We start from the raw sequence: 14,002 nt of genomic DNA, 5'->3' as shown, positions 1-14,002 counted from the left end.
TGTCCGGCAACCGCTCCCGAGCGGTCTCCCCGTCGCTGGGCGGTACCGGTTCCCAGAGACTACATGTAGGGGTCGGAGGCTGCACGTGCCCCAATGGGTGGCGTGTCGTCGTCTCACCCTGGCGGGTTAGACGATCACGCTGAGCGGCCGGTCAGCCGCCGAAGACGATCTTGAAGTCGCGCAGGCAGGCGCTCAGCACGGGCCGCTGACCGGCGAGGAAGCCGAACGGGCCGGACTCGTTGATCCGCCAATCCGCGGCCGCGGGACGCGGGTTCGCCGTCGCTCGGACGGGGCTTCTTTTGAGACGGCCGTCCAGCATTTGGACGACGTCGAAGGCCGCGGGCATCCGCACCGGGAGGCTCGGGCGGGCGGTGAAGGCCGCCGTCGCGATCCAGTCCTCGTGGGTGGCCGCCGAGGCGGTGAAGGTCCGCCCGTGGGCGAAGTCGAGCGCGGCGAGATCCTTCGGGATGCCCCACAGCGCGCGTCCGCCGGCGAGGGAGACCTCACTGTCGACCCAGATGTCGGTGATGGAGCTGGACAGACGTTCGCCGCGGACCGCGACGGTCGCGAGCAGCTCGTGGTACTGAAGCTGCCCGGGCTCCTGATAGTCGATCCACGCGGTGAACACCTGGGCGCGGCCGCCCAGCGTGATCGGCTCGACGCCGCCGGGGAGTTCGGGCAGTTCGCTCACCGGGACACGCCAGATCGACAGGTACGCCTGGCCCGCCAGGTCCCAGGGTTCCGGGGGATAGGCGGTCACGAGTTCCGCCACGGCAGGTAGGGGGGCTGGTCGGTGTCGACGCGCATGGAGAACTCCGGTGGTCGTTTCTGCAGGAAGGACAGGACGCCCTCGACGGCGTCCGGGCTGGAGCCCAGGCCGCCGATCAGCTTGGAGTCCAGTTCGTGCACCGGGAACGGCGACGCGGCGCTCGCCATCCGGTACAGCAGTTGCCGGGTCACCGCGACCGACACCGGCGACGTGGTCGTGGCGATTTCGAGAGCCAGTTCGCGCGCCTTGCCGAGCACTTCCCCGGGCTCGTGGACACTGTGGACCAATCCGGCGGATTTCGCTTCCTCGGCGCCGAAGACACGCCCGCTGACCATCCAGTCGAGTGCCGTTCCCATCCCGACGAGCCGCGGGAGGAACCACGCGGACGCGCCTTCGGGGTAGATCCCGCGGCGGACGAAGACGAAACCGAACCGGGAATCCGTGGACGCCAGCCGGTAGTCGCACGACAGCGTGATCGTGATGCCGCCGCCGACGGCCGCGCCCCGCAGAGCCGCGATCACCGGCTTGTTCATCGTGAAGATCCGTTTCGAGCAGCGTCCCGCCGGCTCCTGCCAAGCCGCGTCCGGCCCGGACTCGGGGTCGAAGTCGAAACCGCCCTGCGAGAGGTCGGCGCCCACCGAGAAATCCTTGCCGTTGCCGGTCAGGATCACCACCCGGACCTCTTCGTCGCGGTCGGCCCGGTCCATCGCGTCGCCGAGTTCGTCGGCCATGCGGATGGTGTAGCCGTTGCGGGCTTCCGGCCGGTTGAGCGTGACGGTCGCGATGTGGTCGGCGACCTCGTAGGTGATTTCGGCGTACGCGCTCATGACGTGAAAGTAAGGCTACGTTGACAAGGTGTCAATAAGGCTCATTCGACGTCGTCCAGATGGTCCGCGTAGTACTCGACCGCACGCCGGTACCGCTGGACGCCGTCGTCCGCGCTGGTCGCCGCGAGCACCTTCAGCAGCGTTCCCGTCGCCTCGCGCGCCTCGCCGACGTTGTAGAGCGCCATCGCGAGGAACGTCCTCAGTGCCGCGTCGTCCGGGAACTCGCCGAGGCCGCGGCGCAAGGTCGCGAGCGACTCGTCGTACCGGCCGAGGACGCGGTATGTGCTGCCGAGCCCGACGAACACCCCGTGCCTGTCCTCTGTGGACAGACCTTCGCCCGCGAGCGCCTGTTCGTAGAACGGGGCCGCGCCGGCTTCCAGTCCAGCGGAATCGTGAGCCCAGGCCGTCTGGTAGGCGATCACGGCGTCCCGCGGGTTCCGCCCGGCCAGTTCGATCAGCCGCAGGCGGGCCTCGTCGGTGCCCTGCTCGCGCAGCCGGATCGCTTCCTGTGCCTCGTTCACGCGGCGGTGCCGTCGAAGGGCGGGTAGGTCTCGGCGCCGACGCGCTCGGCGACGATGATGTACTCGGCCAGCGCGTCACGCGAACGTGCCAGCTTGGCCATCTGCTCGTCCAGGCGTCCGAGGCGTTCTCGCATCGCGGCCAGCAACTCGGGGCAGCCGATCAGCTCGGGTTCCTCGCCGATCGCGCAGGGGAGCAGATACGCGATGTCTTCGGACGACAGGCCGGCGGCGAGCAGATGACGGATCTGCTTCACCCGCAGCAAAGCGGTCTCGTCGTACTCGCGGTAACCGTTCGTGCCGCGGCTCGCCTCCAGGAGCCCTTGTGCTTCGTAGTAGCGCAACTGGTGGGCGTTGACGCCCGTCCGGTGACTCAGTTCACCGATCTTCATCGCATTCCCCACTTGACCTTCATACCGGTATCAACGTTCACGATCGTGCCATGACAGACAACGAGAACACCCCGGTATCGGTCGTCGGCCTCGGTCTCATGGGCACCGCGCTCGCCCGCGCGTTCCTGAAGGCGGGGCATCCCACGACCGTGTGGAACCGGACGGCCGCCAAGGCGGACGCGCTCGTGGCCGAAGGTGCCCGGCTCGCGCCGACGATCGGCGACGCGCTCGGCTCGGGCGGCGTGACGATCCTGTGCCTCACCGACTACACCGCCGTCCGTGAGCTGCTCGGCGACGCCGGCCTGGAGGGCGCGACACTGGTCAACCTGACCTCGGGCGACTCGGCCCAGGCGCGGGAAACCGCCGCCTGGGCCGAAAAACAGGGTGCCCGGTACGTGGACGGCGCGATCATGGCCATCCCGTCGGCGATCGGGACCGCCGACGCGGTGATCCTGCTGAGCGGGCCGCGGCCGGACTTCGAGATCGGCGCACTCGGCACGATCAGTTACCTCGGCGAGGACCCCGGACTCGCCTCTCTGTACGACGTCGCCGGTCTGACGATGATGTGGAGCGTCCTGAACGCGTGGCTCCAGGGCACCGCGATGCTCAAGACGGCCGGTGTCGACGCTGCGACGTACGCGCCCTTCGCGCAGCAGATCGCCGTCGGGGTGGCGGGCTGGCTGCCCGGGTACGCCGAACAGGTCGACAAGGATTCCTTCCCCGCCGAGGTGTCGGCCTTGGAGACCGACGCGCGGGCGATGGCGCATATGGTCGAGGAGAGTGAGGCGCTGGGCGTGAACGCCGAACTGCCGAAGCTGATCAAGGCGATGGCCGACCGTGCGATCGCGGCCGGGCACGGCGGGGAGCAGTATCCGGTGCTGATCCGGGAATTCGAGCGGGCGGGGGAGTAGGGCGGCTCGCACGTCGGTCCGTGAAGGCCTCCTTGAGGGACCCAGGGTCCCTCAAGGAGGCCTTCACGGACCTGGCCGCCAATTGCGCCCCAGCAGCACCACTAGTCACAACAGCCGCCGAAGTACATGAAGGCCCCCTTCCTTGCGCCTAGGTACAGGAAGGGGGCCTTCATGTACTTGAGCGTCCGGCTGGATAAAAACAATCAGGCGTGCTTGATTTTTCCGGCGGTGGGTGCCAGCCTGAGGGGGACGCGAGGAGGCGGGCATGGCTGACCTTGGCGTGATCCTTGGGGATCTCGCGGCGGAATCGCAGGCCATCGACGACGTGGTGGCGGAGCTGCCCGCGTCGGACTGGGCGCGGCGGACCCCGGCCGAAGGCTGGACGATCGCCCATCAGATCGCCCATCTGGCCTGGACGGACAAAAAGGCGCTGATCGCGGCGCGCGGATCCGAGGCCGAGTGGCAGACCGAGATCGAAGGGCTGCTCGCGACGGGCGAGTCCTACGTCGACGACGGCGCGGCCGAGGGCGCGAAGACGCCGCCGCGTGAGCTGCTGGCGGAGTGGCGCGCCGGCCGCGCGAAACTCGCCGACGCGCTCGCCGCGGTGCCCGACGGACAGAAGATCCCCTGGTACGGCCCGCCGATGAGCGCCGCGTCCATGGTGACGGCGCGCCTCATGGAGACCTGGGCACACGGCCAGGACATCTACGACGCGCTCGGCGTCGAGCGGGAGAACACCGCGCGGATCTGGCACATCGCCCGTTTCGGCACCCGCACTCGCGACTTCGCCTACAAGCTCAACTCGCTCTCGCCGCCCGCCGAGGAATTCCGCGTCGAGCTGACCGCGCCCGACGGCACCACCTGGGCGTTCGGGCCCGAGGACGCGGGGCAGCGGCTCACCGGCAGCGCGGTCGACTTCTGTCTCGTCATCACCCAGCGTCGTCACCCCGCCGACACCGACCTGGTCGCCACCGGCAAGGATGTCGAGGAATGGCTCGGGATCGCGCAGGCGTTCGCCGGTCCGCCCGGTGCCGGGCGGAAACCGGGGCAGTTCGCATGACCCAGGCTCCGATCAGGATCGGCAACGCGTCCGGGTTCTACGGCGACCGGTTCTCCGCGGTCCACGAGATGCTCACCGGCGGCCCGCTCGACGTGCTGACCGGCGACTACCTGGCCGAACTGACCATGCTCATCCTCGGCCGCGACCGGATGAAGGACCCGAACCGCGGGTACGCCAAGACCTTCCTGCGCCAGATGGACCAGAATCTCGCGCTGGCGAAGGAAAAGGGCGTCAAGATTGTGGCGAACGCCGGTGGGCTCAACCCCGCCGGTCTCGCGGACGCGCTTCGTGAACTGGCCGCGAAACTCGGCGTCGACGTCGCGATCGCGCACGTCGAGGGCGACGACCTCATCCAGCGCGCGGAAGAACTCGGCTTCGGCAAGACCCTGACGGCCAACGCGTATCTCGGCGCGTGGGGGATCGCGGAATGCCTGAACGCGGGCGCCGACATCGTGGTGACCGGGCGCGTCACGGACGCGTCGGTGATCGTCGGCCCGGCCGCCGCGCACTTCGGCTGGGCCCGCGACGACTACGACGCGCTGGCGGGCGCGGTCGCGGCCGGGCACGTGATCGAATGCGGTACGCAGGCCACCGGCGGCAACTACGCCTTCTTCGCCGAGCACGAGCTCGGCGTCCCGGGGTTCCCGATCGCCGAGATCTCCGCCGACGGCTCCAGCGTGATCACCAAACACCCCGGCACCGGCGGTGTGGTGAACGCCGGAACCGTTACGGCGCAACTGCTCTACGAGATCACCGGCGCCCGGTACGCCGGGCCGGACGTCACCGCGCGGTTCGACACGCTGACGCTCTCCGAGGACGGCCCGGACCGCGTCCGGATCAGCGGCGTCACCGGTGAGCCGCCGCCTCCGACGCTCAAGGTCTGCCTGAACGGGCTCGGCGGTTTCCGCAACGAGACGACGTTCGTCCTCACCGGACTCGACATCGAGGCGAAAGCCGCGCTGGTGAAGGAACAACTCGAAGGCGCGCTCAAGGCCAAGCCGCCGGCGGACGTCCAGTGGACCTTGGCCCGCACGGACCGGCCCGACGCCGAAACCGAGCAGCAGGCGAGCGCGCTGCTGCACGTCGCGGTGAAGGACGCCGATCCGGAGGTCGCCGGGCGCGCGTTCAGCGGCGCGGCGATCGAACTCGCGTTGGCGAGCTACCCGGGCTTCCACGTCACCGCGCCGCCCGCGGCCGCCTCGCCCTACGGCGTGTACCGGCCCGCTTTCGTCGACGCGCACGAGGTTCCGCACGTGGCCGTCCTGCCGGACGGAACGCGCCGCGACATCGCGCCCGCCGCCGAAACGCTGCCGCTGTCCGAAGTGGACGAAGACCGGCTGCCCGCGCCGTTCACCCAGGCCCAGGTCCGCCGGGCACCGCTGGGCAAGGTGGTCGGCGCCCGCAGCGGCGACAAGGGCGGCAACGCGAACGTCGGCGTCTGGGCGCGTTCCGACGAGGCGTGGCGCTGGCTCGCACATCGGCTCACCGTCACCGAATTCAAACTGCTGCTCCCGGAGACCGCGGACCTCGAAGTCCGGCGGCATCTCCTGCCGAACCTGCGGGCGCTCAACTTCGTCGTCGAAGGCATCCTCGGCGAGGGCGTCGCGTCGCAGGCGCGGTTCGACCCGCAGGCGAAGGCACTCGGGGAATGGCTGCGCTCCCGCGAGATCGACATCCCGGAGGCCCTCCTGTGACCGACCCCTTCGCCACGCCGGAACGCGCCGAACTCCGCAAGACCGTGCGGCGGTTCGCCGAAACCGAGATCCTGCCCCACCTCGAAGACTGGGAGCGCGAGGGCGAACTGCCCCGCGATCTGCACCGCAAGGCCGGGGAACTCGGGCTGCTCGGCGTCGGCTTCCCCGAAGAGGTCGGCGGCGGGGGCGGTGACTACCTCGACGCGGTCGTCATCGCCGAGGAACTGCACTACGCGGGCGGTTCCGGCGGCCTGTTCGCCTCGCTTTTCACCTGCGGCATCGCCGTCCCGCATATCGCGGCGGCCGGGGATCCGGTGCAGATCGAACGCTGGGTCCGGCCGACCCTGGAGGGCCACAAGATCGGCTCGCTCGCGGTCACCGAACCCGACGGCGGCTCCGACGTCGCCGGGATTCGCACCACTGCGGTGCGCGAGGGCGACGAGTACGTCATCAACGGGGCCAAGACCTTCATCACCTCGGGCTGCCGCGCCGACTTCGTGACCACCGTGGTCCGCACCGGCGAGCCAGGCGCCCACGGGATCTCGCTCATCGTCGTCGAACGCGGCACGCCGGGCTTCACCGTCTCCCGCAAGCTGGAGAAGATGGGCTGGCTCTGCTCGGACACCGCTGAGTTGTCCTATGTGGACGTTCGCGTGCCCGCGGAGAACCTGATCGGCGCCGAGAACAGCGGGTTCGCGCAGGTCGCCACCCAGTTCGTCACCGAGCGGGTTTCACTGGCGGTGCAGGGTTACGCGCACGCCCAGCGAGCGCTGGACCTGACGCTGGACTGGTGTCGCCTGCGCGAGACCTTCGGCCGCCCGCTGATCTCCCGTCAGCTGGTGCAGCACAAGCTCACCGAGATGGCCCGCAAGATCGACGTCGCCCGCACCTACACCCGGCAGGTCGCCCTGCGGCACGTCGCGGGCGAAGAGGTCATCGCCGAAGCCTGTTTCGCGAAGAACACCGCCGTCGAGACCGCCGAATGGGTGGTCAACGAGGCCGTGCAGCTGCACGGCGGACTCGGCTACATGCGGGAGTCCGAAGTGGAGCGTCACTACCGTGACGTGCGCATCCTCGGGATCGGCGGCGGGACCAACGAGATCCTCACCGGCTTGGCCGCGAAGCGATTGGGATACACCGCATGAGCACGATCAGGTCCACTGTGGACACGCGGAGCGATGAGTTCGCCGCCAACCGCGAGTCCATGCTCGGCAAGCTGGCCGAGATCGACGGCGAGCACGCCAAGGCGATCGCGGGCGGTGGCGAGAAGTACGTCGCCCGCCACCGCAAACGCGGCAAACTGCTGGCCCGCGAACGGATCGAGCTCCTCCTCGACGAGGACTCGCCGTTCCTGGAGCTGTCGCCGCTGGCGGCCTGGGGTTCGGACTACCAGGTCGGCGCCAGCGTGATCACCGGGATCGGCGTCGTCGAAGGCGTCGAGTGCATGATCTCGGCGAGCGACCCGACGGTCAAAGGCGGGGCGAGCAACCCGTGGACGGCCAAGAAGAGCTACCGCGCCGCGGACATCGCCGCGCAGAACCGGCTGCCGGTGATCAACCTCGTCGAGTCCGGCGGGGCGGATCTGCCGACGCAGAAGGAGATCTTCATCCCCGGTGGCCGGATCTTCCGCGACCTCACGCGGTCGTCGGCGGCGAAGGTGCCCACGATCGCCCTGGTGTTCGGCAACTCGACAGCGGGCGGCGCGTACCTGCCGGGAATGTCGGACTACGTCGTGATGGTCAAGGAACGGGCGAAGGTGTTCCTCGGCGGGCCGCCGCTGGTCAAGATGGCCACCGGTGAGGAGTCCGACGACGAATCGCTCGGCGGCGCCGAGATGCACGCCAGGACCTCCGGTCTCGCCGACTACCTCGCGGCGGACGAAGAGGACGCGATCCGGCTCGGCCGCAGCATCGTCAAACGGCTGAACTGGACCAAACAGGGCCCGACGCCGAAACCGGACTACGCGGAGCCGCTGTACTCCGTGGAGGACCTGCTCGGCATCGTGCCCACCGATCTCAAGGTGCCGTTCGACCCGCGCGAGGTGATCGCCAGGGTCGCCGACGGTTCGGACTTCGACGAGTTCAAACCCTTGTACGGCAGCAGTCTCGCCACCGGCTGGGCGAGTATCCACGGCTACCCGGTCGGCATCCTTGCCAACGCGCAGGGGGTTCTGTTCGGCGAGGAGTCGCAGAAGGCAGCGCAGTTCATCCAGCTGGCCAACCAGATCGACACGCCGCTGGTCTTCCTGCACAACACCACCGGCTACATGGTCGGCAAGGAATACGAGCAGAGCGGCATCATCAAACACGGCGCGATGATGATCAACGCCGTGTCGAACTCGAAGGTGCCGCATCTGTCGGTGCTCATGGGCGCCTCGTACGGCGCCGGTCATTACGGCATGTGTGGCCGCGCCTACGATCCCCGGTTCCTCTTCGCCTGGCCCAGTGCGAAATCCGCGGTCATGGGGCCGCAACAGCTGGCGGGCGTGCTGTCCATCGTGGCCCGCGCCGCTGCCGCGTCGCGAGGCCAGGAGTACAACGAGGAGCACGACGCCGCCATGCGCGCCATGGTGGAGGGGCAGATCGAAGCCGAGTCGATGCCGATGTTCCTCTCCGGGATGCTCTACGACGACGGGATCATCGATCCCCGCGACACCCGCACGGTGCTCGGGCTCAGCCTGTCCGTGATCCACAATGGACCAGTGAAGGGCGCCGAAGGCTTCGGCGTCTTCAGGATGTAGGGGCCGAAGTGATCCAGAAACTCTTGGTCGCCAACCGTGGTGAGATCGCCCGCCGCGTGTTCCGTACTTGTCGCGACGCCGGGATCGGCACGGTCGCGGTGTTCTCCGACGCGGACGCCGACGCGCCGCACACCGCCGAGGCGGACGTCGCCGTCCGCCTGCCGGGCAACGCGCCCGCCGACACGTACCTGCGCGCCGAACTGCTGATCAAGGCGGCCGTCGAGACCGGCGCCGACGCGATCCACCCCGGCTACGGTTTCCTGTCCGAGAACGCCGGATTCGCCCGCGCCGTGATCGACGCCGGGCTCATCTGGGTCGGCCCGCCGCCGGAAGCCATCGAGAGCATGGGCTCCAAGGTCGAGTCCAAGCGGATGATGGCCGAGGCCGGGGTCCCGATCCTGTCCGAATTGGACCCGGACGAGGTCACCGAAGCCGACCTTCCCTTGCTGGTCAAGGCTTCCGCCGGAGGTGGCGGACGCGGGATGCGTGTCGTGCGCTCACTCGGCGAACTGGCCGAGGCCGTCGAAGGCGCGAGTGCGGAGGCCGCGTCGGCCTTCGGCGACCCGACCGTGTTCTGCGAGCGGTACCTGGAGACCGGCCGTCACATCGAGGTCCAGGTGCTCGCCGACACCCACGGCACGGTGTGGGCGGTGGGGGAGCGGGAGTGCTCGATCCAGCGCCGTCACCAGAAGGTCGTCGAAGAGGCGCCGTCGCCGTTCGTCGACGAAGCCATGCGGGAGGCGCTGTTCGACGCCGCGCGCAAAGCCGCGCAGGCGATCGATTACGTCGGTGCCGGGACGGTCGAGTTCCTCGCCGGACCGGACGGGCGGTTCTACTTCCTGGAGATGAACACGCGGCTCCAGGTGGAGCATCCGGTCACCGAGGCCACGACCGGGCTCGACCTCGTCTCGCTGCAGCTGCGGATCGCCGAGGGCGAGCACCTCCCGATCGAGGAGCCGGAGACGCGGGGGCACGCGATCGAGGTCCGGCTCTACGCCGAAGACCCGGCCGCGGGCTGGCAGCCGCAGAGCGGCACCTTGCACCGCTTCGAGATTCCCGCCGCACGACGGGAATTCGAAGTCGGTCCGGGTGTCCGGCTGGACTCCGGTTTCGTCAGCGGCCAGACCGTCGGCGTGCACTACGACCCGATGCTCGCCAAGGTCATCGCCTACGCCCCCGACCGCCGGAGCGCGGCACGGGCACTGGCCGGAGCGTTGGCCGGCGCAGAGATCCACGGTGTGGTGACCAACCGCGACCTGCTGGTGAACGTCCTGCGCCACGAGGCCTTCCTCGCCGGAGAGACCCACACGGCGTTCTTCGACCGGCACGGACTCGAAACCTTGGCCCGTCCACTGGCCACTGTGGACACTGTACGGATATCCGCACTGGCCGCCGCTTTGGCGGAGGCGGCGGCGAACCGCTCGACCGCGCAGGTGCAGCGGCGGTTGCCGAGCGGCTGGCGCAACGTCCACTCCCAGGGGCAGCGCAAACGTTTTCGTCAAGGTGATGACGAGATCGAGGTCGGCTACAGCCTCGGCCGTGACGGCCTGCGGGCCGACGGTTTCGAAGGTGTCGAACTGGTTTCCGCCGAAAGTGGTGCCGTCGTCCTGGAGGTTTCCGGGGTACGGCGGAAGTTCGCCGTCGCCCGGTACGGCGACACCGTGTACGTCGACTCCCCGGAAGGCACCGTCGAACTGGGGGTGGTGCCGAGGTACACCGATCCCGACGCGGCGCTCGCCGCCGGATCGCTGGTGGCGCCGATGCCGGGCACGGTCGTCCGGCTCGCGGTCGAAGCGGGCGACACCGTCAAGACCGGCGATCCGTTGCTGTGGCTCGAAGCGATGAAGATGGAACACCGGATCGCGGCGCCCGCCGACGGCGTCGTGACGGAACTCCCGGTGGTGGTCGGACAACAGGTCGAAGTGGGCACGATCCTCGCGGTGGTAGGAGACGACGAATGAACGCGATGAACTTCACCGAGCCCGAGGAGCGCGTCGCGCTGCGGGCAGCGGTCGCCGAACTCGGCAAGAAGTACGGGCACGAGTACTACGCGAAACAGGCCCGTGCCGGGCTCAAGACCGACGAGCTGTGGGCCGAGGCCGGACGGCTCGGCTACCTCGGCGTGAACCTGCCCGAGGAGTACGGCGGCGGGGGAGCGGGGATCGCGGATCTCGCCGCGGTGCTCGAAGAACTCGCCGCGGCGGGCTGCCCGCTGCTGCTCATGGTCGTCTCGCCGGCGATCTGCGGCACGGTGATCTCGCGGTTCGGCACCGAGGAGCAGAAGAAGCGCTGGCTCCCCGGGATCGCCGACGGCAGCGGGCGGATGGTGTTCGCGATCACCGAACCGGACGCCGGGTCGAACTCGCACAAGATCACCACCACCGCGAAACGTGACGGCGACGGCTGGGTCCTCAGTGGACGGAAGGTCTACATCTCCGGTGTCGACGAGGCGGACGCCGTCCTGGTCGTCGGCCGCACCGAAGACGCGAAGACCGGCAAGCTCAAGCCCGCGCTGTTCACCGTCCCGACCGACACACCCGGCTTCGAGTACAAGCAGATCGAGATGGACATCATCTCGCCGGAGAAGCAGTTCGGCCTGTTCCTCGACGACGTCCACCTCCCCGCCGACGCGCTGGTCGGCGAGGAGGACGCGGCGATCGCGCAACTGTTCGCCGGGCTCAACCCCGAACGCATCATGGGCGCGTCGTTCTCGCTCGGCATCGCCCGCTACGCGCTGGGCAAGGCCGTCTCCTACGCCAACGAGCGCAAGGTGTGGGGCGCGCCGATCGGCACCCACCAGGGTCTCGCGCATCCGCTGGCCGAGATCAAGATCGAACTGGAACTGGCCAAGCTCATGACGCAGAAGGCCGCGTCGCTCTACGACTCCGGTGACGACTTCGGCGCCGGCGAGTCGGCGAACATGGCGAAGTACGCCGCCGCCGAGGTCGCCATCCGCGCGGTCGACCAGGCCGTGCAGACCCACGGCGGCAACGGGCTCGCCAGCGAATACGGGCTGGGCACGCTGGTCACGGCCGTCCGGCTGGGGCGGATCGCGCCGGTGAGCCGCGAGATGGTGCTCAACTTCGTCGGCCAGCACAGTCTCGGCCTGCCCCGCTCCTACTGAGAGGCGCGAATCATGAGCACGCTGCACGGCAAGACGATCATCATCTCGGGCGGCAGCCGCGGGATCGGCGAGGCCATCGCGATCCGCGCGGCCCGCGACGGGGCGAACATCGCCCTGCTCGCCAAGACCGCCGAGCCGCATCCGAAGCTGCCGGGCACGCTCTACACCGCGGCCAAGGCGATCGAGGACGCCGGCGGGCAGGCGTTGCCGATCGTCGGCGACGTCCGGGACGACACGTCGGTCGAGGCCGCGATCGCGCGGACCGCGGAGCAGTTCGGCGGTATCGACATCGTGCTCAACAACGCCAGCGCGATCGACCTGACCCCGACCGAATCCGTCAGCATGAAGCGCTACGACCTGATGCAGGACATCAACGCGCGAGGGTCGTTCCTGCTGTCGAAACTGGCCATCCCGTACCTGAAGCTCGCGGAGAACGCGCACATCCTGACGCTGTCTCCGCCGATCAGCCTCGACGAGAAGTGGTTCCAGGCCGGGCACCTCGCGTACAGCATCGCGAAGTACTCGATGAGCCTGGTGACGGTCGGGCTCGCCGCGGAACTGCGGCAGTACGGGATCGCGGCGAACTCGCTGTGGCCGCGGACGACGATCGACACCGCGGCGATCCGCAACGTCGTCGGCGCCGAACTCGCGGCCAAGTCCCGAACGCCGGAGATCATGGCGGACGCGGCGCACGCGATCCTCACCAAGCCGAGCACCGAGGCGACGGGGAACTTCTACCTCGACGACGAGGTGCTGGCCGCCGAGGGGATCACGGACTTCTCGAAGTACCGCGTCGGCGGGCGGGAGGAAGACCTGCAGCTCGATTTCTGGGTCGAAAGCCGTACCCCAGAATCAGGGCCATGATCCGCGAACCACAACAGGAGCGCAGCCGGACGACTCGGCGGCGGCTGGTCGAGGCCGCCGTCGAGACGATCGGGGAGCTGGGCTGGAACGGGACCACCGTCGCGCTGATCGCCGAACGCGCCGGTGTCTCGCGCGGTGCCGCCCAGCACCACTTCCCGACCCGGGAGGACCTGGTCGCCGCCGCGGTCGAGCATGTCGGCGAGATCCAGATCGTGGAACTGCGCGCCCGCGCCGCGGAACTCCCGTCGGGGCGGTCGCGGATCGAGCGGGCCGTCGACATGGTGCTCAATCTCTACAGCGGGCCGCTGTTCCGCGCCGCGCTCCACCTCTGGGTCGCGGCGTCGACCGACGAATCGCTGCGCGCGACCCTGGTGCCGCTGGAGGCGCGGGTCGGGCGGGAAGCGCACCGGGTGACGGTCGAACTGCTCGGCGTCGACGAGTCCCACCAGGGCGTTCGCGAGCTGGTCCAGGCCACTCTCGATCTTGCCCGCGGTCTGGGACTGGCGAACCTGCTGACCGACGACACGAAGCGGCGCAAGCAGATCGTCGCCCAGTGGGCGCGGGTCCTGGAGCCGCCCCTGGCGTCGGCGAAGATCTCACGGAACCAAGAAGTCACCGACAACGTCTGAGATCTTGTTAACACTGATGGAGCAGCGGCCGATAACACGGTGTAAGTGCTGCTGATTCAGGTGGCTGATCGAGAGAGGTCCGTCCGGTGTCCGGTTCAGAGATCGAACTGTCCCATCGCGCGATGGCGATGCTGCGAGCGGTCGCGGCGCGCCGTGCCCAGATGTCGTGCAGCTGCGAGCCGGATCTCTTCATCGACGGGTTCGCCTGTTGCGATCAGATGACCGCGCACGCGCTGGCTCGCGGCGGTTACATCCGCCCCGGCGAGTCCACCGGTCCCGCCGCGGTCACCGGCCGCGTGCCCGCCGAGCTGACCGAGGCAGGCGAAGCCGCCATCGCGGTCACCGCAGCAGCCTGACCCTTCACCGCATCGTCTGTCCGCAGTGGACGACGACCGTTTACAACCACCTCCCGCGTTCCTAGGATCCACCCCGGGATGAGGCCGTCGCCGTCGAGCGACGGACCGGGTAGGGAGG

14 protein-coding genes are annotated in these 14,002 nt (G+C 69.1%); 10 read left to right on the top strand and 4 right to left on the bottom strand.

All coding sequences use genetic code 11. The features are described from left to right. Positions 1-151: 151 nt before the first annotated feature. Genes DMH01_RS08425 through DMH01_RS08410 form a run of 4 tightly spaced genes read right to left on the bottom strand, consistent with a single transcriptional unit; the run spans position 152 to position 2,506 of the window. The gene (locus DMH01_RS08425) at positions 152-760 is read right to left on the bottom strand and encodes an acetoacetate decarboxylase family protein (protein ID WP_125676613.1); all 609 of its coding nucleotides are present in this window, start codon (positions 758-760) and stop codon (positions 152-154) included. Further along, positions 757-1,596 carry an enoyl-CoA hydratase-related protein gene (locus DMH01_RS08420; RefSeq protein WP_125674866.1) on the bottom strand — a complete coding sequence of 280 codons (840 nt, stop codon included), beginning with the start codon at positions 1,594-1,596 and terminating at the stop codon, positions 757-759. Before DMH01_RS08420 ends, DMH01_RS08425 begins: the two co-directional genes overlap by 4 nt. A gap of 41 nt (positions 1,597-1,637) precedes the next feature. Further along, positions 1,638-2,117 (bottom strand): tetratricopeptide repeat protein, encoded by a 480-nt coding sequence (locus DMH01_RS08415; protein WP_233621452.1) that lies wholly within the window; start codon positions 2,115-2,117, stop codon positions 1,638-1,640. Further along, a complete protein-coding gene (locus tag DMH01_RS08410; RefSeq protein WP_125674864.1) occupies positions 2,114-2,506 on the bottom strand; it encodes a MerR family transcriptional regulator in 393 nt (130 codons plus the stop codon). The genes DMH01_RS08415 and DMH01_RS08410 overlap by 4 nt, the downstream gene beginning before the upstream one ends. 50 nt (positions 2,507-2,556) lie before the next feature. Here DMH01_RS08410 and DMH01_RS08405 point away from each other — a divergent pair, with 50 nt between their 5' ends. The 10 genes from DMH01_RS08405 to DMH01_RS08360 all read left to right on the top strand — a co-directional run bounded on the left by DMH01_RS08405 (position 2,557) and on the right by DMH01_RS08360 (position 13,884). Next, complete coding sequence (locus DMH01_RS08405; protein WP_125674862.1) at positions 2,557-3,417, top strand: NAD(P)-dependent oxidoreductase; 861 nt, start codon at positions 2,557-2,559, stop codon at positions 3,415-3,417. Positions 3,418-3,682: 265 nt separating this feature from the next. Beyond that, positions 3,683-4,477: a TIGR03084 family metal-binding protein gene (locus DMH01_RS08400; RefSeq protein ID WP_125674860.1), complete on the top strand. Its 795-nt coding sequence runs from the start codon at positions 3,683-3,685 to the stop codon at positions 4,475-4,477. After that, on the top strand, positions 4,474-6,171 hold the full coding sequence (locus DMH01_RS08395; protein ID WP_125674858.1) for an acyclic terpene utilization AtuA family protein: 1,698 nt from the start codon (positions 4,474-4,476) through the stop codon (positions 6,169-6,171). Before DMH01_RS08400 ends, DMH01_RS08395 begins: the two co-directional genes overlap by 4 nt. Next, positions 6,168-7,316, top strand: a complete 1,149-nt coding sequence (locus DMH01_RS08390) for an acyl-CoA dehydrogenase family protein (protein WP_125674856.1) — start codon at positions 6,168-6,170, stop codon at positions 7,314-7,316. Before DMH01_RS08395 ends, DMH01_RS08390 begins: the two co-directional genes overlap by 4 nt. Continuing rightward, positions 7,313-8,911, top strand: coding sequence for an acyl-CoA carboxylase subunit beta (locus DMH01_RS08385; protein WP_199745407.1), 1,599 nt, complete (start codon positions 7,313-7,315; stop codon positions 8,909-8,911). Before DMH01_RS08390 ends, DMH01_RS08385 begins: the two co-directional genes overlap by 4 nt. Positions 8,912-8,919: 8 nt before the next feature. After that, complete coding sequence (locus tag DMH01_RS08380; protein WP_125674854.1) at positions 8,920-10,872, top strand: biotin carboxylase N-terminal domain-containing protein; 1,953 nt, start codon at positions 8,920-8,922, stop codon at positions 10,870-10,872. After that, a complete protein-coding gene (locus tag DMH01_RS08375) occupies positions 10,869-12,035 on the top strand; it encodes an acyl-CoA dehydrogenase family protein (RefSeq protein ID WP_091597231.1) in 1,167 nt (388 codons plus the stop codon). Before DMH01_RS08380 ends, DMH01_RS08375 begins: the two co-directional genes overlap by 4 nt. 12 nt (positions 12,036-12,047) lie before the next feature. Next, on the top strand, positions 12,048-12,899 hold the full coding sequence (locus tag DMH01_RS08370) for an NAD(P)-dependent oxidoreductase (RefSeq protein ID WP_125674852.1): 852 nt from the start codon (positions 12,048-12,050) through the stop codon (positions 12,897-12,899). Further along, positions 12,896-13,528: a TetR/AcrR family transcriptional regulator gene (locus DMH01_RS08365; protein WP_125674850.1), complete on the top strand. Its 633-nt coding sequence runs from the start codon at positions 12,896-12,898 to the stop codon at positions 13,526-13,528. Before DMH01_RS08370 ends, DMH01_RS08365 begins: the two co-directional genes overlap by 4 nt. Before the next feature lie 86 nt (positions 13,529-13,614). Continuing rightward, positions 13,615-13,884, top strand: a complete 270-nt coding sequence (locus tag DMH01_RS08360; protein WP_125674848.1) for a hypothetical protein — start codon at positions 13,615-13,617, stop codon at positions 13,882-13,884. The last annotated feature ends 118 nt before the right edge of the window (positions 13,885-14,002 follow it).

Origin of the sequence: Amycolatopsis sp. WAC 04182, from assembly GCF_003947465.1 — a bacterium.
Lineage (GTDB): Bacteria > Actinomycetota > Actinomycetes > Mycobacteriales > Pseudonocardiaceae > Amycolatopsis.
The sequence above is the reverse complement of the archived record's forward strand: the minus strand, read 5'-3'. Positions and strand labels throughout refer to the sequence as shown.

Coding starts and splice junctions, on each gene's coding strand:
- DMH01_RS08365 (WP_125674850.1), top strand. CDS start 12,896: ATGATCCGCGAACCACAACAGGAGCGCAGCCGGACGACTCGGCGGCGG.
- DMH01_RS08385 (WP_199745407.1), top strand. CDS start 7,313: ATGAGCACGATCAGGTCCACTGTGGACACGCGGAGCGATGAGTTCGCC.
- DMH01_RS08395 (WP_125674858.1), top strand. CDS start 4,474: ATGACCCAGGCTCCGATCAGGATCGGCAACGCGTCCGGGTTCTACGGC.
- DMH01_RS08420 (WP_125674866.1), bottom strand. CDS start 1,596: ATGAGCGCGTACGCCGAAATCACCTACGAGGTCGCCGACCACATCGCG.
- DMH01_RS08370 (WP_125674852.1), top strand. CDS start 12,048: ATGAGCACGCTGCACGGCAAGACGATCATCATCTCGGGCGGCAGCCGC.
- DMH01_RS08375 (WP_091597231.1), top strand. CDS start 10,869: ATGAACGCGATGAACTTCACCGAGCCCGAGGAGCGCGTCGCGCTGCGG.
- DMH01_RS08400 (WP_125674860.1), top strand. CDS start 3,683: ATGGCTGACCTTGGCGTGATCCTTGGGGATCTCGCGGCGGAATCGCAG.
- DMH01_RS08405 (WP_125674862.1), top strand. CDS start 2,557: ATGACAGACAACGAGAACACCCCGGTATCGGTCGTCGGCCTCGGTCTC.
- DMH01_RS08410 (WP_125674864.1), bottom strand. CDS start 2,506: ATGAAGATCGGTGAACTGAGTCACCGGACGGGCGTCAACGCCCACCAG.